At 52.7% G+C, this 18,324-nt stretch carries 16 protein-coding genes; 2 read left to right on the plus strand and 14 right to left on the minus strand.

All coding sequences use genetic code 11. The features are described from left to right. Nucleotides 1–36: 36 nt before the first annotated feature. The 13 genes from CUC55_RS00470 to repA all read right to left on the minus strand — a co-directional run bounded on the left by CUC55_RS00470 (nucleotide 37) and on the right by repA (nucleotide 14,317). Nucleotides 37–732, minus strand: a complete 696-nt coding sequence (locus CUC55_RS00470; protein WP_067653880.1) for a glycosyltransferase family protein — start codon at nucleotides 730–732, stop codon at nucleotides 37–39. 5 nt (nucleotides 733–737) lie between these two features. Next, nucleotides 738–2,222: a glycosyltransferase family 2 protein gene (locus CUC55_RS00475; protein WP_067653882.1), complete on the minus strand. Its 1,485-nt coding sequence runs from the start codon at nucleotides 2,220–2,222 to the stop codon at nucleotides 738–740. Continuing rightward, entirely contained in the window at nucleotides 2,219–2,890 is a 672-nt protein-coding gene (locus tag CUC55_RS00480) for an HAD family hydrolase (protein ID WP_425352694.1), read from the minus strand. Before CUC55_RS00480 ends, CUC55_RS00475 begins: the two co-directional genes overlap by 4 nt. Before the next feature lie 1,998 nt (nucleotides 2,891–4,888). Then, nucleotides 4,889–5,413, minus strand: coding sequence for a flavin reductase (locus tag CUC55_RS00495; protein WP_103086655.1), 525 nt, complete (start codon nucleotides 5,411–5,413; stop codon nucleotides 4,889–4,891). A gap of 23 nt (nucleotides 5,414–5,436) precedes the next feature. Further along, nucleotides 5,437–6,231, minus strand: coding sequence for a pyrimidine utilization protein D (gene rutD, locus CUC55_RS00500; RefSeq protein WP_103086656.1), 795 nt, complete (start codon nucleotides 6,229–6,231; stop codon nucleotides 5,437–5,439). 6 nt (nucleotides 6,232–6,237) lie between these two features. After that, nucleotides 6,238–6,627, minus strand: a complete 390-nt coding sequence (gene rutC, locus CUC55_RS00505) for a pyrimidine utilization protein C (RefSeq protein WP_067653891.1) — start codon at nucleotides 6,625–6,627, stop codon at nucleotides 6,238–6,240. 27 nt (nucleotides 6,628–6,654) lie between these two features. Continuing rightward, nucleotides 6,655–7,395, minus strand: a complete 741-nt coding sequence (gene rutB / locus CUC55_RS00510; protein ID WP_067653892.1) for a pyrimidine utilization protein B — start codon at nucleotides 7,393–7,395, stop codon at nucleotides 6,655–6,657. Then, nucleotides 7,392–8,483, minus strand: a complete 1,092-nt coding sequence (gene rutA / locus CUC55_RS00515; protein ID WP_103086657.1) for a pyrimidine utilization protein A — start codon at nucleotides 8,481–8,483, stop codon at nucleotides 7,392–7,394. Before rutA ends, rutB begins: the two co-directional genes overlap by 4 nt. 332 nt (nucleotides 8,484–8,815) lie before the next feature. Continuing rightward, complete coding sequence (locus CUC55_RS00520; protein ID WP_103086658.1) at nucleotides 8,816–9,805, minus strand: Bug family tripartite tricarboxylate transporter substrate binding protein; 990 nt, start codon at nucleotides 9,803–9,805, stop codon at nucleotides 8,816–8,818. Nucleotides 9,806–9,915: 110 nt separating this feature from the next. Then, complete coding sequence (locus CUC55_RS00525) at nucleotides 9,916–10,530, minus strand: biliverdin-producing heme oxygenase (protein ID WP_103086659.1); 615 nt, start codon at nucleotides 10,528–10,530, stop codon at nucleotides 9,916–9,918. Nucleotides 10,531–10,624: 94 nt separating this feature from the next. After that, entirely contained in the window at nucleotides 10,625–11,899 is a 1,275-nt protein-coding gene (gene repC, locus CUC55_RS00530) for a plasmid replication protein RepC (protein WP_103086660.1), read from the minus strand. Between the two features lie 193 nt (nucleotides 11,900–12,092). Further along, nucleotides 12,093–13,106, minus strand: a complete 1,014-nt coding sequence (gene repB / locus CUC55_RS00535) for a plasmid partitioning protein RepB (protein ID WP_103086661.1) — start codon at nucleotides 13,104–13,106, stop codon at nucleotides 12,093–12,095. Then, nucleotides 13,103–14,317 carry a plasmid partitioning protein RepA gene (gene repA, locus CUC55_RS00540; protein WP_103086662.1) on the minus strand — a complete coding sequence of 405 codons (1,215 nt, stop codon included), beginning with the start codon at nucleotides 14,315–14,317 and terminating at the stop codon, nucleotides 13,103–13,105. The genes repB and repA overlap by 4 nt, the downstream gene beginning before the upstream one ends. Nucleotides 14,318–14,651: 334 nt before the next feature. Here repA and CUC55_RS00545 point away from each other — a divergent pair, with 334 nt between their 5' ends. Further along, nucleotides 14,652–16,064 (plus strand): FAD/NAD(P)-binding protein, encoded by a 1,413-nt coding sequence (locus CUC55_RS00545; RefSeq protein ID WP_425352695.1) that lies wholly within the window; start codon nucleotides 14,652–14,654, stop codon nucleotides 16,062–16,064. A 156-nt stretch (nucleotides 16,065–16,220) separates the two neighbouring features. On the opposite strand, the gene aptA is transcribed toward CUC55_RS00545, so the two are convergent. Further along, a complete protein-coding gene (gene aptA / locus CUC55_RS00550; RefSeq protein WP_103086664.1) occupies nucleotides 16,221–17,555 on the minus strand; it encodes an omega-aminotransferase AptA in 1,335 nt (444 codons plus the stop codon). Between the two features lie 148 nt (nucleotides 17,556–17,703). On the opposite strand from aptA, the gene CUC55_RS00555 reads away from it, so the two are divergent. Then, nucleotides 17,704–18,252 carry a cupin domain-containing protein gene (locus CUC55_RS00555; protein WP_067653908.1) on the plus strand — a complete coding sequence of 183 codons (549 nt, stop codon included), beginning with the start codon at nucleotides 17,704–17,706 and terminating at the stop codon, nucleotides 18,250–18,252. Nucleotides 18,253–18,324: the final 72 nt, after the last annotated feature.

Raw genomic sequence — 18,324 nt, forward strand, 5'->3', positions numbered from 1 at the left:
CGTCAACGCCTCCGCGAGTGTGCATCGTTTAGCACCCTATTTCTGGTGGAAAATTTTGCCTACAGGCTGGCAATCATCAATGTGAGGGGCCGCCACCGCATGACCGTCAGCGATAACGCCGTTGACCATGGGGCAGATGAAAAGTACGCCACGGTGGCTTATTGAAACGCGTTCATCTATATTGTGAACGGCTGCGCGCAGAAACACTTGCATGTTTCGGAACATGTACACGCCAGCAGATGCGTGGTCGGATATGACGTCCTTTTCGCGCGCTCGTGTGACCACGCCTTCCACGATCTCGAGATAGCTGTAGCAGCTTTCGGTGGAGGTGAAGACTGGAACGATGGCTCCGTAACCCTGTGTCGAAAACAGCGCCTCCGGATCATCAGGCCCATCTGAAAACAGAATATCCGCCAAATCGATGATCACCGGTTCGTCTGGCGCAACGAGGGCCATTGCCGCCAAAGCCGAAAACAGCGCTCCACCTGTGAGGTTCGACAACGTGACGATCTGGCACCTGGGCCATGTCCGCTGGAGATATCCTCGGAGATCATCAAGCTTGTCGACCTCGCGGACGACGAATATGTAATCTGCACCTGAGAGCCGATCTGCCCACGCTCGTCTGCCGAGGGCAGCTTCGATCAATGGCGTTCCGTTCAGGTCCACGCAGGGTCTGAAGCCGTATTCATTTGTCCACAGATCGGGTCCGGCCAGCGGGACGATACATTTCATGGCGGTCAGATCAGCTCCAGATAGGCTTCAAGATCGGGAGGCGTCCCTATTCCGTGCATGGCTTCGGGAGCGACATGATAGACGCCGATTCTTGCGCCCTGCCGGATCAGGTAATTGTAGACCGGGCAGACATAGAACTCGTTGTTGGACCGGTCGTTATGCGAAATCATATCCGTTGCCGCGTCGATAAAGTCACGGGCACGCCTGAAGTAGTAGATGCCGACCGTCGCGTTATCTGAAATCGCGACCTTTTCCTTGACCTCATCGACCAGCCCGTCGTCGTTCACATGCGCAAAGGACCATTTCGGATCGCGTACCCTGTCCTTGAAGCATAGAATAGAGCCGTCCAGATTACGGTCCACGGCGTCGCGCAGATACTCACTGCAGTCGAAATCGACAATCTGATCGCAATTGGCAATCAGGAGCGGCGCATCGGGATCAAGGTGCTGGCGCGCTGTCAGAACAGTACAGGCAGCCCCCTCCGTGACGAAGTTGATGGAGGAAAACGCCAGATCACCGTGAGTCTTCAATTCTTCAACGACGTCGGGTTCCGCATCAAGATGCTCTTCCCTTGCGATCAGCACAAACCGCGCATCGGTCAAACGCAGGTTATCCATGACCCGCTCGATCATGGTCTTGCCCTTGACGTCGATGAACGGCTTTGGCTTGGTGTAACCAACCTTGGCGAACCGGCTGCCGAGGCCTGCCATGGGAATGACCACCTGCACCTGTCTCGCAGGGTTGGCGATGGCAGCTATCTTGCTGCGCAGTTCATTTTGATAAAGTTCGATGCGTTTTGGCGAATAGAACGAAATGTAGCTGTCGGAAGAAACCTCGTGTTTCACGATCTTTCCGCCCATGAGAACGACCTCGTTCAAGACGGGTGAGAGATAATATTTTCCACCGATCAGACTGGCTTTCAGAAGGTAGGTTTGAGCCGCTTGGATGAACAGGTTGCCGCTCCGGAAATAATAGTAGCCGGCGATCGCCTTACGGCTCAAAACGCGCTTTTCGGCCGTCTCTATGACTTCGCCCTTCTCGTTCTCACGTATATAGGACCAGCGTGGATGCACGGAACTGAATGTCACAACGCCAGCATCCGCGCCAGAACGAACGAAATCCCGCGCAATTCCTGACAGATCCGCATCGATGATCTGGTCGCCATTGCAGATAACCAAAGGCTCATCGTCAGCGATGTGATCGATAGCCATCAAAGCGGAGCAGACAGCGCCCATCGTCGGATTGTTCAACTCGATGACCACGCTGTTGGCGCCTGCAAGCAGTTTCAGAATAGAGTCGAGGCTGTATTCGAGCGCATCCTGATGGAATACGATGAAAATGAATTTCGCAGAAGCGTCGCGATTGCGAATGCTGTTGATGACGAGAGAGATCATCGGAGATCCGTCCACCTCGATCAGAGGTTTAGGAAAATGAAACTCTTCCTTGGGAAAGAGATCGTCCTTAGACGCTATGGGGATAAGATATCTCACTGGGCGACCGCTTCGATGGAGTTAANTTTTTTCATGATGCGCTCATACGTGACGTCATTGGTAGAACCAACGACCAGTACATGCGCGCCGGATGACCGTGCAGCCTGAATGCCGTGGTCATTGTCTTCAAGGATCAGGCATTCCTCAGGGCGCAGTTTCAACCGCTCTATAGCGGTCAGATAGATTTCCGGATCTGGCTTCGCCTTGGCGACATCCTGATTGGACAGAAAGAAGTCCAGATACTTCAAAAGGTCGGATTGGCGCATCATCGCTTCGACACTCGACCGGACGGAATTCGAGCACACAACGATACTTTTCCCCTCCCGCTTCAGCCGGGAAAGAGCGTATTCGTGGTGAAAGACCGGAAGGCANTTTTCGACGATGACCTGGTAGGTCATCTTCTGTTTGAGCGTGTTGAGAAAATCATGCAGCTTCGGCGGCAATCCACGGGTTTTGCTCAACATTTCAAGCTTCTTGCGCGTGGGCAATCCGTCATAGACAGCAAGATGCTCCGTGCGGCTGATATTTAATCCAAACAGCGCCAGAGCATCATTGAGTGTCTCATAATGCCATTCCTTGGCGTCAATCAGAACGCCATCCATGTCGAAAAGTACTGCCTTGATCATCGTATTCTGTCCGTCCGGTTCATGGCTGACGTTTAACCCCATTTTTCCGCGGCAAGATGCGGCAAATCCGTGCAAATCGAGATGTCGTCACCATTGAGATCCCCCCAGGCATCCCAGGCTGCAGCATGGTCGCGCCCGTGTAGTTCGGGTGAAACAAGGGCGACCTGTTTGCCAGCGTCGCGATGTTTCTGAATGACGTCGGGCGTGATCCAGTCCGAATAAAAGGCGTCCAGCCAAACACCCTGTGCCCTGTCGTAGTAGGGTGGCACAGGCTCGAGTTCAGAATGGCGAGTATAGGTGACGAAACCCTGGTTGAAATAGCCGAGAGCATCTGGAACAGCCATGTCGAAGCAGAACAGATCCGCAATGCCTGCGCGGTCGAGTGAGGCGCGGAGTGCTTTTTGTAGACCGTCCGCTTTGATATTCATGGCGATGGTGCCCGATCCGACACAGCTTTTATGTAGAGCCAGAAAATAGTCGAGGTCCATCACCTCATCGCCCACGGGCATATCATGGGCGATTTTCAGCACACCATTCTGATCACGCGTGTCGGTTTCGACCCCGAAACCATTTTCNAAAGCGCGCTTGAAGGCTACCTCACTGNTTTTTTCGTGAGGTTCCAGCCACCAACCCCTATGCGCGAGAATTTTCATGACGTTTCCATTCAGTCTTGGCGAAAGTTTTGCCTTTCAGGCGTTGCAGCCCAATCCATCAATCCGGATTGAATTGCGGAAAGGTCTTTCTGTCGATGTGATAGAGCGCCAGATAATCGTTTTGTTTGAAGAATACCGGGTCCTGCGTGTAGGCGAGCGCGTTTGTCCATTTCATCGGGTTTATCTGCTGGTGAACACGAGAAACGATATTGGCGTTGCAGAATTCCAATGAATGCGTCACGCCACCGACGAGCGTGAACGAGAATCCACCATGCAGGGCCATGTAAAATTGATAGGTGATATGGTCGAAGACACTGTGAACCAGCCGTTCCACAAATTGCAGGCTCGCATCCCAGCCGATCCATTCAAGAAAGCCCGGGACGCTTTTTGCCGAGTAGACCGGTAAGTCCCACCACCAGGTATAGATGCTCCAGTTGCCGGAAACCGTGCGGATGTTCTCGCGCTCTTCGGCAGGGGCGAGGATGAGGGATGACGAATACATGATCTGTCGCTCGTTGGTGTGGGCAGCGGTCAATCCGCCACCATACCAGCGCGCCGCAGACACGATCTCTTCCGAAGCTTTGGTCCAACCCGTTGGATTGAGCACGAAGGTTTCGGCATCGACGCACAGAAGATAATCGTAGAACTGATGTGTCAGAGACAAAGCGAGGAATTTCTTGACCGTTGGCCAGGTGCGCCGGTCGGCGACCACCGACAAGGCACTTCCGGNAAAGTAATCGGATAGCACGATGGAGGAGTAGCTGAGGAACGGCGAGGCCTGATGCATCTCCCGAAATTGCAGACGGTCGGCGTCGGTCGAGAACACGAAGACGACATCGTAATCGGCTCCGATGCTTTGAAACAGAAAATTGATTCCGTAAGTGAAGTAAGCATCGTGGATGGGAACGATCAGCGCCGTTCTATTTTCGNTTTTTTTACGCTGGCCGCATTCACTGAGACGGTGAACAGGATTATCGCCAGGCAGGCGCCCCTGCCCTTCCATTTCAAATCGTCCGTCTACGGATTTCAGAGTGTCGAAGCGTGTGGTGACTGCATTGTTCTGGCTCAGAAATTCGACACAACCGCCCTTCACTCTCCAGGAATGTTCGTTCGGATGAGCATATCCCTGCAACCAGCCGCCGCTTTCGAAAGACANTTTCGGTGCAAAGACTTCGTCTGTGCCAGCCTTGCCGAAAGTCCACACCCGCTCCTTCATCAATCTCTCGAGCGCCAGGTCATCGAGGTCAATGTTCATACTGCTCTCCTATCCGTATTTGCCGCAACGGTAGGATGGTAAACTTGTATGAGGCTGTCGGTTCACCCCTGTATCAACAACTGTTTATGGTTCTCTGCTTTCGCGGTCAGTCCGCAATAGCTTCGCCTCCCCTCAAAGCTGCCGGTAAGCTCGCTTGAAATACATCAGAGCTTCTTCCCCACCGCCAATGACGGTATCCAATACTTCGCACATCAGAATATCGTGCGTCACACCATCATGAATGGTACGGATGCGGCAATCGAAGGAGACAAGCGCGCCCTCCAATACAGGGGCGTTCGTTTGCAACGTTGTCCATGTGCCAGAGGCAAACCGGACATCCATCGGCGTCTTGCCACCGAAGATACCGCTCAACGCTTCCTGCTCGCCAGCCAGTGTATTGATGCAAACGACACCATTTTCGACAACGGATTTGTGCGCCGAGGAATTCCGGTTAAGGCAGACCAGCAATGTTGGTGGATTGTCGGAGACGCTGCACACTGCGGTTGCCGCAAAACCAGCTTTGCCCGCAGGCCCGTCAGTCGTGACGATGTTAACCGCACCGGCCAATCGGGACATCGCGTTGCGATAGTCCAGGCTGCGCTGTTCCACAGTCTTCGTCTCCATTGTCACATCCNTTTTGAGAGACAATATCTGCATCTAAACAAACCTTCTCTTCTAAATCATAAAATTCGAGCTGATGCCGAGGGCAGCAGGAATTTTTTCAACGTTTCATTGAAGCCACTGATATCGACAGCATTGACGGCATGTGCACCCGTTTCAAAAATGACAAGCTCTGCATTTGGCAAGTCCCCTGCCAACAGCAACGAGCGGGTAAAAGGCACGAGAAGATCATCTTTCGCCGTCAGAACCAGCGTCTGGNTTTCGATTTCCGATAGCCGNCCCTCCACATCGAACGCCCTGAGCGCTGCGATGCGCCGCAAGACATTCTGCTTGCCTTGAAAATGCGCCACACCGTGGGCGTCGTCCTTTGCCAGCCGTTCGGCGTTCTCGGACATCCAAACCGCCGGGTAGAGAAACAGCGGCTGGGCTTTCACGAAAGCTTCCACGCCGGAATTTTCAAGAAGCGCTATGCGCGCGTCGAAGCACCGACCGGAATGCGGATCGGCTTTGCTCCAGGCGTTGATCAATATTAGCTTGTCGATAAGGCCCGGCTTTCGCAAGGCGATATCAAGCCCAATCAAACCGCCAAGGGCATGACCCATGAAGTGAAATTTTTCGAGATTCAGGGATGACGCGATGTCCAGCAAATCGTCGGCCATCGCGGAAATGCCGCCTGTTTCCGGCACCTCACCACCAGTTCTGCCGGTGCCGCGATGGTCATAGGTTACCACGCGGAAATGCTGGCCCAGTATCTCCATCTGCGGTGCCCAATAGCTGCCTGATCCGCCCAAACCGGAGGACAACAGAATTGTTTCTGCATCCGGTCGCGTCTGTCCATGAACCTCGAAATGCATGGCGTCCTACTTTGTGCCGATGTGGGCGACTGTGGCGATTTCCACCAACGCATCGGGCTTTACCAAACCGCACTGGATGCAGTAGCGCGCCGGTTTATCGCCGGGAAAATACTCGGCATAGACAGCGTTGATGGCCTGATAATTGACCCAGTCGGTGATGAAGATATGGTTCATGGTAACATCATCCATGGTGCCGCCTGCGGTTTCGATTACCGATTTGATCGTTTCCAGAACATGTCGGGTCTGCGCTGCGGCATCACCCACATGCACCACGTCGTTATTTTTGTCGAAAGGGAGTGTTCCCGACACGTAAACGACGCCGTCCGCCAATGTTCCTGGCGAAAATGGAGCAATCGGCTTGGCTGTGCCTTCCGGTACAATGATTTTCTTGGGCATATCGTTTTCCTCTTTGTCGATAGTGGATCAATCTTCGATGGGTGCGGCCTGCGAAATGACCGCGCAGAAATCATTGACCGTCGCCACCCAGCCGAAAAATTTCTCGACATTGTAGACGGTCGCCTGCTGGATGAAATCAGGGCCGAGATGGTGCGTGGCATCTTCCAGCATCACACCGAAATATTCGAGATGGAAGGCATCACGCAGCGAGCTTTCCACACAGACATTGGTGGCAATTCCGACAAAGACGAGATTTCGGATACCCCTTGCGCGCAGCACGCTGTCCATATTGGTGTTGAAGAAACCGCTATATCGCGTCTTCGGCACCAGAATATCCCCTGGCTGCGGCTGTAGCTCATCGACAATGGCATAATCCCAGGTGCCTTTTGCCAACAGTTTCCCTTGCAGGTCAGGACGCGCGCGCATGGTCTTCAGTGCGTTGGACTTGTGCCAGTTGGGAGAGCCGGGGCCACCCGCCTCGACATAATCGCTGTCCCAACCATTCTGGAAATAAATGACCTGAACCCCTGCCCGGCGTGCCGCATCCAGCGTCCTCCCAATATTGGAAATGGTGGATTTCGCACCGGTAATGTCGAAACCGGCCAGATCGACGTAACCGCCTTCTGTGGAGTAGGCATTCTGCATATCCACCACCACGACGGCGGTTTCGCTGGGCTTCAACGAGATTGGTTCGGGTCTTGCCGGAAGAGTGACACTTTCCGAGCGGCTCTTTGGTGCCTGATAGCCCGTCACAACGGCGTCAGTCATTCCGCGGCCTCCAGAGCAGTAACCACATGTTGCCTGCTCTTCATCAGCGGCTGCACGTATTGACCAAATTTCTCGATACCATCCACGAAATCATCGAATGTCAGCATGACGCCGCCGGTTCCCGGCACTTCACTCATTTCATCCAACATGGCGGCAACCTCTTCATAGGAACCGATGATGGTGCCCATGTTGATGTTGACGGCTGATACCGGGTTGGCCATGTGGCGCACATTGGTATCGGCACCGGACTTGGTATCGACCGAGCTTTGCAGACCCAGCCATTTGATCGCTTCCTGGTCTGCACCTGCCTTGTAGTGTTCCCACTTCGCCCAGGCATCCTCGGATTTTTCCTCGGCAAGCACCATGGTCAGCACGAAGGAACGCACATCACGCCCCGACTTTTCAGTAGCCGCCAGCAAACGTTCATTGGTGGGTGCAAAGGCCTTTGGCGTATTGACGCCCACGCCAAAACAGAAGCTGTAATCAGCAAATTTCGCCGAAAATTCCATACCTTTGTCGGATGAACCAGCGCAGATCAGCTTTACATCCCCCTGCGGCACCGGCTTCATGCGGCAATCGTCCATCGTGAAATATTTGCCTTTGAGGTCAGACTGGCCGGTCGTCAATAGTTCCTGAAGCACCGTGGTATATTCGCTGAGATAGGTGTAGCGGTCGGCAAAATATTCATCGCCCGGCCAAAGGCCCATCTGGCTATATTCCGGGCGCTGCCAACCCGTGATGAGATTGATGCCGAAACGGCCTCCAGAAATTGAATCGATGGTGGTGGCCATGCGTGCAACGATGGCAGGGGGCATCACAAGAGTAGCCGTGGTGCCGAAAAGCTTGANTTTCGAGGTGACAGCAGCAAGCCCAGCCATTAGCGTGAAGGATTCCAGATTGTAGTCCCAGAATTCCGTCTTGCCGCCAAATCCGCGCAGCTTGATCATCGACAGCGCNAAATCAAATCCATANTTTTCAGCCGTCAAAGTGATCTGTTTGTTAAGTTCGAAGCTTGGCTTGTATTGCGGCGCGNTTTCCGACAGCAGCCAGCCATTGTTTCCAATTGGAATGNAAACACCGATTTCCATATGCATCCTCCGTATCAAGTGACTGTATCAAACTGATGAGAGATAAAATGCAGGTTCTGTGCCAGTCTCGTATGATCAGCNAAAACAATGTCTTATACGCTAAAGCAATTTTTANTTTTATCNAATGATNAAATATTTATCGTTTGATNAAAATATTGCTTATTTCTTCGGCAGATGCTTCCAATCAAGTGAAATGAAGACGTCATAATTTCGAGGAGTTATTTGCGCGTACGATCGACTGGACCCTGTCGAAGGGCGAACATGCGCAACCGGAACCGCTTTGTCAGCTACCAGGACGATCGGCGTGACAACCGATCGTCCCGAACTTTAGTTCAGTCCATCTGGACATTGGCACTTTTGACAACCGGTTCCCATTTGGCGATTTCCTCCGCCACATGCGTTTTTAGTTCATCAGGCGTAGAGCCGACGATTTTTGCACTGAAATCTGCCATCCGAGCGGCGACGCTTGTATCGGCAAGCGCNTTTTTTGCAGCTGCATTCAGCTTGTCGACAGCTTCCGCCGGCGTTCCCGCAGGCGCAAACAGCGCGTTCCAAGTGTAGGTCTCATAGCCTGGGACCGTCTCGGCAATCGTCGGCACGTCTGGGAAGGACGATGCGCGCTCCGCAGTTGTCACGCCCAGTGCCTTCAATGTTCCCGATTTGATGTGTCCGGAAGATGAAGGCAGATTATCGAACATGATCGAGACCTGATTGCCAAGAAGGTCGTTCAGAGCCGGACCCGATCCCTTATAGGGCACATGCTGCATGCTGACCCCTGCCATGGCCTTGNAAAGCTCGCCAGACAGATGAAGAGGGGTTCCGTTACCGGATGATGCATAGGCATATTTATCCGGTTCGGCCTTCAAGAGAGCAATGAGGTCTGCGACTGTATTGACGGGCAGTTTAGGATTGACCACCAAAACGTTGGGAACCACGACCAGCAAAGAGATCGGGGCGAAGTCCNTTTCGGGATCATAGGGTTTTGTTTTGAGAATAAGAGGATTAAGCGCGTGGGTAGCAACTGTACCCATCAGAATCGTGTAACCATCCGGCTCAGCACGAGCGACCCGGTCCGCACCGAGGTTGCCCCCAGCGCCTGCGACATTTTCCACGACGATCTGCTGGCCGAGTTCATCACCCATTTTCTGCGCAATGACACGGGCAACCACATCGGTGGAGCCTCCGGCCGCAAAGGGAACGACCATTGTTATCGTTCTGTCCGGAAAACTCTGGGCCTGTGCTGTATTACCAAGAGCGAGAAAAGTCGCAGCAGATGCAGCTAGTGTCAGCGCAGTGCGCCGCTTGAAAAGTCGATATGTCATTGAACCTCCTGTGGAGTGGCCTCCCCGCCACCGAAACAATGTAGCTCAAACACATCTGAGGGCAAGTCGCGCGATAGCCTATGCAACTAGCCTTCTCAGACNAAAGGTGTTTAGGACATCATGCGCCTAGCGTGACCATGCACTGCGTGAAATGCAGCTTCGGCACCTTGAATCACCCGGTTTTCTTCCTCAGGGGTCAGTTCGACCGCGTCGAGCGCTGCGACGAATGTTTTCCAATGCAATCCGCGTCCTTCCGGTGCCCCTGCGAGATGGCGAGCACCGAATGTTTCATCAAGACCAAGCTTTGCGGCGTCTTTCAATAGAAACGCTGCACCAAGATTGGAGCCTTCGACCACATAGAGCCAGCCCAAAGCCTCTGGGAGATCAAACGCAGCAGCATCCTCGCTNAAATGGATATCTGCGGTGTCAGGCGCCGCGATTGTCAGGTCTGCCAAGTCTTGGGCGATGAAGTCAAGGCGTCGACGTCCTTTTAAATCCGGCAAGAGGTGGTCCAGTGTTCCATTGAAAAAGAACGCGTCGAGATCTCTGTGAAAGAGATATTGGCTTTGAACAAATTTGCCGAAGTTTTCGCGATTTTCGAATGGNTTTGCAGACGTGATAAAGCTGTCCAGAATTTTGTGGGCTTCGTGCGTCGCTGCTCTCAAACGTTTTGTCCGGCTTGGTTCAAGCTCGGATGTTCCGANTTTCAATTCAGCAGCGGTCATTCAGTCATTCCTTTCAGCCATCACTTCAGCGCACATAAAAATCTTTCCTCAAAAAGTCAATTTTATTGCGACGATACNTTTTTCAACTCTGNTTTTAGCAGAAGGCATGGGAAACCGGGGGTGTTGATAACGTGCGGGCTTTCAAAAGAGCCATCAGCATGGGCTTTATCGAGAATTGCTTGGTTTGCGCCTTCTCCGTCAAGCTTCTGAGATAACCACCGGCCGACTGAATTGCATCAGCGCGCTCCAAAATACACGCTATGATTGCGTCTGTATGCTGTGTTCCCATAGNTTTTTCGGCCGCTTCATAAGCGGAATGGCTGATGGAAAGCATTGCGCGAACGACATTGGCTGCCTGTTTGAGGTCGCTCCAGCTCCTGACTTCACTGTTAGGGCCATAGAGAATGATCTCGGGGCAGGCTTTTAGAATAGTTTGAAGATCAAAACCTTCACTCCTGATCCGAGTGGTGTTGATTGGTTGGTCCTTTGCGACATTCGTCTTTTCCAAAGCAGTGTTGGTGTCTGCTTGCGCCTTCGTTAGCCTGCTTTCCTGTTTATCCACATCGGATGTTTCNAAAATAGATTCGGATTCTGAATTCTGTATAAGCCGCTCATTTTGATAGGCATTGCCGCTAATTTTTTGTTTTTCTATGTGCTTTTCCAACTGGTTAGCCATCTTATCGCGCAAATTTCTCAAATCGTCCAGAACGATTGCGAGATAGGTGGCCTTTGACTTGCGATCAAGCGTGGATGTGATGACGTAATACTGCNTTTGGTAGGCGTCCCAATCGCCTTCGATGCCATCTGCCAAGGCTATTTCACAGAACTTGGTAATATCTCTGCGGCAAAGGCTGATCTTTTCGCGCAGTCTTTGCAGCTGCAATCGCTCTTCCACGACCTGATCGGCTATCCTCTGGATGTCGTCAGCGCGTGCAATGAGTGGTGCGAGTGAGAAACCATATGCATCGCTAATGCTGCCGGTCCTGTCCTTACGTGCATAACGTTTTCCATTGGGACTGTCTTTGCGCAGAATGAGACCAGCGTCTACCAGCGCTGAAAGATGGCGACGCAACGTCTGTTCTGCCATCCCATGTGCGCGCAGGGAAAGCTGCTGGTTTGATGGAAATACGACCAGGCCGTTTTCTTCGGATAGTTCTGCTTTGGGATAGAAACTGAGCAATGCGTTCAAGACGGCCAATGATCGGTCTGAAATTCCCAGCAGAGGACGAGCTTCGCATGTTGCGCGAAACAGTTTCCATTTGTCTATTGACCGCGCAGGATCAATGTTTCTTGACGCGAACTGGCTTGCGAGACGGCCAATAGAAAGCCTTCGCCGCCCAAAGGACGTCGTTACAATATCACTATTCATGTCTTTCACCTTCAAAAAGGCAAAAGAAAATCGCCCACCGACCAAATATCGATGCCAAGACTCTTGACTATGATTCGCGGAAATGAGATTCTTTGGGTGCTTAGATCAAAGAAAGCTTCCGTGCGGTAACGTTCGGGGGCTTTTTTCTTTTGGGCTTGCTGCTCCTGTTAATGTTTCAATCGAAACGTGGTGATCACTGNTTTGAGCGATGCTCTTCGAACAGTGTTTGTAGATGTTCCAGAACGAAGGCTGCGAACTCAGGCGCCTGCCGACGATCAATGGAAATGTCGAGCCGTTGGTCGGTCTCTACGANTTTTGCGAGTTTTTGACCGCTTTCGGTCGACATGACACCCATCTTCTTGGGCTCTGCCTTCGGTTTCAAGAACTCCAGAACGGATTTGAAACGTTCTTCCGAGGGAAGCCTGGCAACACTCTCATCGTTGAGATATGCCCGCGCAGCTTCGTTGACCTTCGATGAGGAAAGCTGTTCAGCAAGGTCCATCCAGCTGCGACGACCGACACCCGGGGCAGGGCCAATGCTATCGACGATGTCATCGGGGATGCGACCCACGACCGAAAGCATGTTGGATAGGTCACCCTTATAAAGCGACATCGCGGCCATGATTGTTTCCCGCGAGAAGCGCATCTGGAGCTTTTGAGCAAAGCGCGCCTTTTCAATGTAGCTGAGATCGCGACGCTCGTTGTTTTCCTGGCCCTGTGCCACGACAAGCTGTTCATCCGTAAGATTACGAACGACTGCGCGAACCGGAATACCGATTTCAGCCACAGCCCGCAAACGACGGTGACCGAACGCGACCTGATAGCGGCCGGGATGATCTGGATGGGGGCGAACGAGAATTGGAACTTGCTGGCCCTGTTCGCGAATGGCCTCAACCAGTCCGAAATCAGCTTCGATTGATGACGGCATGCGGTCAGGAATAAACGACGGATCAACATCTGAGGCGTCGAGCGCGACAATGGTCAAACCTTCGGCAAGTTTGCGCTCAATTTCCTCGGCCCTTTTGGAGCGCTCCGACACCTCGTTCAAGGATTGGCCGATCATTCCCACCGGAGAATTTATAACGTCGGTGACCAATTCAGGCGAGCCGAGAATAGGGCGAATGCGCGGACGTGCTCGCTCGACTGGAGCGTCTGCATTTTCGGCGTTCTTGCCGCCGAGATTGGCGAATATTTCTTTTCTGCTCATACGGTTCTACCCCAGGCTTTCTTAATTAAGCCTTCAATTTCGGCGTTCACATTCGTCATGGCTTCCAACGCACGGTCATAGGTCGTTCGCGTGAATTGTGTCCGCTCCACCTCAAAAAGTGTCTGATTGGTTAAACCGGCATCGGATACTGCTGTCGTTTTCAGCATCGGATGGTTCAACACGTGCTCGCCGAAAATCGAGCGCAGGAAAGCCACCATCTGANTTTGAGGGCCATCACTTGGTTCAAAGCGGGTCACGAGATAGCGCATCCAGTGATAATCCGAACGTGCTCCCGCTCTGCCTATTTCCGCAAGAAGGTCACCTGTCATGGCAAGAAACTGGTTCATGGACATGACATCCAGCATTTGCGGATGGACTGTTACCAACACTGATGTTGCTGCGGTTAACGCCGAGAGCGTCAGGTAGCCAAGCTGTNGGGGGCAGTCGATGACCACGACGTCATAAAAGTTTTGCGCCTGCGCGATAGCCTGGCCAATGCGAGCGAAAAACAACGTATCTCCAGGCGCGCGACGCATTAGAGCCCGTGGCGTATCATGTTCGAACTCCATCAGTTCCAGATTGCCCGGAATAATGTGAAGATCGGGAATGTAAGTTCCGCGAACGATTTCGGCGATAGGGCGTTGTTCGCCATCGTAACGGATTGCGCCATATAAGGTTTCATTAGGCCCAACGTCCAGCTCGGGCTGATGTCCGAACAGGGCGGACAAGCTTGCCTGAGGATCCAGATCGATGGCGAGAACACGGTAGCCACGCAGTGCGAGATATTGTGCAAGATGTGCCGACGTCGTCGTTTTGCCCGATCCACCCTTAAAGTTCATGACTGCGATGACCTGCAGGTCTTCCCCTTCGCGGCGATNGGGAAGATAACGACGCGTGCCACGAGCACCCTGATCGAGGAACTTACGGATCTCGTGAATGTCTTCCACGGAATAGCTGCGGCGTCCGCCACTCTGCGAAGCGCTAAGCTCTGGTTGCTCAGCTGCGATCTGGCGCAGATAGGCTTCTCCAATGCCAATCAGTTTGGCAGTCTCTGACGGAGAAAAATTCCGCATGCNTTTTTCCGCAAGTGGTGCGAAAGTATTTGCGTTGTGCGCTTGCAGTTGCGCAGACAGCGCGGCCGAATGCTGTAGGATCAGCTCCGTAAGATCGGGTGCCTTCTCAGCAGATTTCAGATCGGCGCTTTGGGTCATATCAAGTGTTTTCCGCTTGTTGGATCAGTTGCGNTTTTTTCCGCTGAAATCGGNTTTTTCCGCAACTGAGATATAAGCGCCGATTCTCNTTTTTGCGCAATAGGCATTATCGAGGCCTAAACATGAATCTTTTCAGCCAGCTAAGCATCGNTTTTCACATGAAATCCGAGACGTTCACTAAAATTGCCGCTGATCATCCGCAGTGGTGNAAAGAGTTAGCCGCGGCTAACAGCAATTCTTAATCAGCTCACCTGTGGCCTGATTGGATTCTCAGTCATCGTTAATCTGATTCCCGTTTGCCTTTGGCCCTCAGTTCAGGTTTGTTTCCAGCGCAATGAACGGAAGGAGATTCTGTGTGGTTTATGATGTCGCTGTTGTTGGATCGGGTTTTTCCGCGATCAGTCTGGTGAACAATCTTCTTGAGCTGCTTCCGGCGTCTGCCTCGATCGCTATTGTTGGCGATGATTCCGCGTTTGGGCGTGGCACTGCTTATAGAACGGAACTGCACCTGCATCGGCTGAATGTGCCAGCTGCCCGAATGAGTGCGTTTGCGGACAGGCCGACTGACTTTCTGGATTGGCTGACAAAGCGCGGACGTACCGTCGATGGCGGAAGCTTTGCGTCGCGTCATGATTATGGACTTTATCTGCGCGACACGCTTGCTTCTTCTTTGCGGAGCAAACAGCAACGCGCGCGCGTGGATTTCGTGAAAGCGAAGGCTGTCTCTTGCTTAGCATGCGAGAATGAATGTGCGGTCTTTGGCTTGAGTGACGGCAGAGAGTTGAAGGCAGCAAGTGTCGCGCTTTGTCTCGGCGTCGGAACTGCAAGTTTGCCGCGGCTAACTTCTGATGCTGATATCGCGCTTTTGCGGCGGGTGGTGAGGAATCCCTGGCGTTTGGGTTGGCTCTCGCGGGTCAAACCGGATGATACCGTCGCTATTCTCGGGTCCGGCCTGACGATGATCGATCAGGNTTTGTCTCTTCGTAATGCGGGACATCGCGGCAAGATCCACGTCTTATCCCGCCGAGGTTTGACGCCGCACGCGCATAGTCATGTTCCTGTGCAGTCGGTAGAGCCCGCATTGTCTGAGGGGCGTTTGGAGATAAGTGAAATTCTGGCTGATCTCCGAACTCAAGTTAGGAGAGGGCAGGACTGGCGAGCCGTCATGGAAGGATTGCGGCACAACACGCAAGGTTTATGGCAGAGTTTAAACCAGCCGCAGAGATCGAGATTTCTCAGGCATGCATTGGCGTGGTGGAATATTCACCGGCACCGGGTGGCGCCGCAGGTGTATGAGGTTTTTGATGCGCTATTNAAGGATGGGACTGTTTCTGTTCATGCAGGGTTTGTCTCCAAGATCGCGCGCATCGATGGAGAAAACCGTCTGACCTTTCGTCAGCGCGGAACGTCTGTAGAAACCTCCCTTGCTTTTGACTGGCTGGTGAATTGTACAGGCATGGAGCGCGCCGGAATTGGCCACTCGCCGCTTTTGCNAAACATGCACGAACAAAACATGTTAGAGATCGACGCTCTTGGCCTGGGAATTCAAGTTGACGAAGAGTCTCGCGTTTTGTGTTGTGATAAAATACCGCGACAAGGCCTCTTCGCTGTTGGAGCCTTGACAGCGGGGCAGTTTTGGGAAATTACTGCTGTGCCTGATATACGTAATCAGACTCGCGACGTTGCAAAGCGCATTGCAAAACGTTCAACGCGGAACATCTCCGATTTAAACGATAACCAGACATAATTATCTGTACGAAGTGGTGAAACACAAGTACGACTTGGCTTTCTCTTGCTGNTTTTTATGCAACAAAAACAGACGCATAGATTTTTTNAAAATTGAGTATAATTGAACTGTTTCAACACCAGAGCGGCGCGTGGCCGCTCTGGTGTTTTGACAGCATCAAGCCGTTGTCTTCAGCGCATCACCAATGATTGAGGCGATATCTGCAATCTGGTGTTCTTCTATGATCAGTGGANGGGACAGTGCAATGATGTCGCCCGTAACGCGGACCAAAAGACCTTTCTTGAGGCACTCTACGAACACGTCATAGCCACGGGTCCCCGGGGCACCTTCGCGTGGCGAAAGCTCGATTGCGCCCACGAGGCCGAGGTTGCGAATATCGAGAACGTGCGGCAGTCCTTTCAACGCGTGGAGAGCGTCCTGCCATGTCTTTTCGAGATCCGCTGCGCGGGTCAGGAGATTTTCTTCCTGATAGATTTCGAGCGTAGCAATGCCCGCAGCGCAGGCTACGGGGTGGCCTGAATAGGTATAGCCGTGGAATAGCTCGATCTGATTTTCAGGTCCTTGCATCAATGCATCATACACGGCGCGTTTGGCGAAAACTGCACCCATCGGGATCGCGCCATTGGTAATGCCTTTTGCCGTGGTGACGAGATCTGGGACGACGCCGAAGTAGTCGGTGGCGAATGGTTTGCCGAGGCGGCCGAAACCTGTGATGACTTCGTCGTAAATCAGTAGAATTCCATGCTTGTCGGCAATCGTCCGCAAACGCTGCAAATAGCCCTGAGGCGGAAGGATAACCCCAGCGGAGCCCGACATGGGTTCAACGATGACAGCCGCTATGGTTTCAGCGCCATGCAGAGCGACAAGACGCTCCAGGTCTTCAGCCAGTTCGACGCCATGTTCGGGCAACCCTTGTGAGAAGGCATTACGGTCCAAATCCAGCGTATGGCGCATATGAGCTGCGGGGATCTGCGGAAAGACACGACGATTGTTGACGAGGCCACCAACGGAAATACCGCCGAAGCCGACACCGTGATAGCCTTTTTCACGACCGATAATGCGACTACGAGTCCCTTGGCCAATCGCCCTTTGATAGGCAATCGCGATCTTCAGCGCAGTATCTACGGATTCTGAACCGGAGCCGGTGAAGAAGATACGATCCAGTCCACCCTCTGGTCCGCCCGGTGCGACAGCCGCCAGCTTCTCGGCAAATTCGAAGGCAATCGGATGGCCCATCTGGAAAGTGGGAGCGAAATCGAGAGTGGACAGTTGGCGCTCTACAGCTTCGGTAATGCGTCTACGTCCGTGCCCGGCGTTGACGCACCACAAGCCTGCCGTACCATCCAGAATTTTCTTACCGTCGATATCGGTGTAGTACATGCCTTCTGCGCTGGCCAACAACCGTGGCGACGTCTTGAACTGTCGGTTCGCCGTGAACGGCATCCAGAAATTGGAAAGATTTGGCATGTTGGATTTACTGCTCTGATCCATCGGATTCCCCATGTTAGAATGATCCATCAATCCTGCACTTGCCGCTATCGAACAAGTCTATTTCTTGTAGCCACTAAGGCATTGATATTTATAAATTTGAGTGTCACAGTTTGCGGTATATCGAACATATGCAACGGAGAGGTCCAAGATGGTCGTCGATATTGGCAACAGGTTGCGGCATCTGCGGTCCATTCACAAATTATCACAACGTGAGTTGGCCAAACGTGCAGGGGTGACCAACTCCACCATATCTTTGATCGAGTCCAACTCCACAAATCCATCGGTGGGTGCTTTGAAACGCATATTGGATGGCATCCCGATAGGCTTGGCTGAGTTTTTTGCATTCGAGCCAGACAAGCCACGCAAAGCATTTTATGCGGCTGACGAGTTGGTGGAGATTGGGAAAGGTCCCGTCTCCTACCGTCAGATTGGGGAAAACCTGTTCGGCAGAAGCCTGCAGATTTTAAAGGAATGCTATCAACCCGGCGCAGGAACAGGCCGTGTTCCTTTGGTCCATGAGGGAGAGGAGGGCGGTATTGTGCTCTCTGGCCGACTGGAAGTCACGGTGGACGATGAGCGACGCATTCTTGGTCCAGGTGACGCGTATTATTTTGAAAGCCGACGCCCGCACACGTTTCGTTGCGTGGGACCGATCCCATGCGAAGTGATCAGCGCCTGTACCCCTCCGAGCTTTTAACCGAAGGCCTAACTCCAATGGAGCGTCTTAAAAAATGTTAGCCGGATAATAATATTGTCCGACGTTTTTCGT

Source organism: Agrobacterium bohemicum, from assembly GCF_002896715.1.
Lineage (GTDB): Bacteria > Pseudomonadota > Alphaproteobacteria > Rhizobiales > Rhizobiaceae > Agrobacterium > Agrobacterium bohemicum.

Excerpts from the sequence above, each read along its gene's own strand:
- CUC55_RS00555 (WP_067653908.1), top strand. The coding sequence starts at position 17,704 with ATGGTCGTCGATATTGGCAACAGGTTGCGGCATCTGCGGTCCATTCAC.
- rutC (WP_067653891.1), bottom strand. The coding sequence starts at position 6,627 with ATGCCCAAGAAAATCATTGTACCGGAAGGCACAGCCAAGCCGATTGCT.
- CUC55_RS00470 (WP_067653880.1), bottom strand. The coding sequence starts at position 732 with ATGAAATGTATCGTCCCGCTGGCCGGACCCGATCTGTGGACAAATGAA.
- rutB (WP_067653892.1), bottom strand. The coding sequence starts at position 7,395 with ATGACTGACGCCGTTGTGACGGGCTATCAGGCACCAAAGAGCCGCTCG.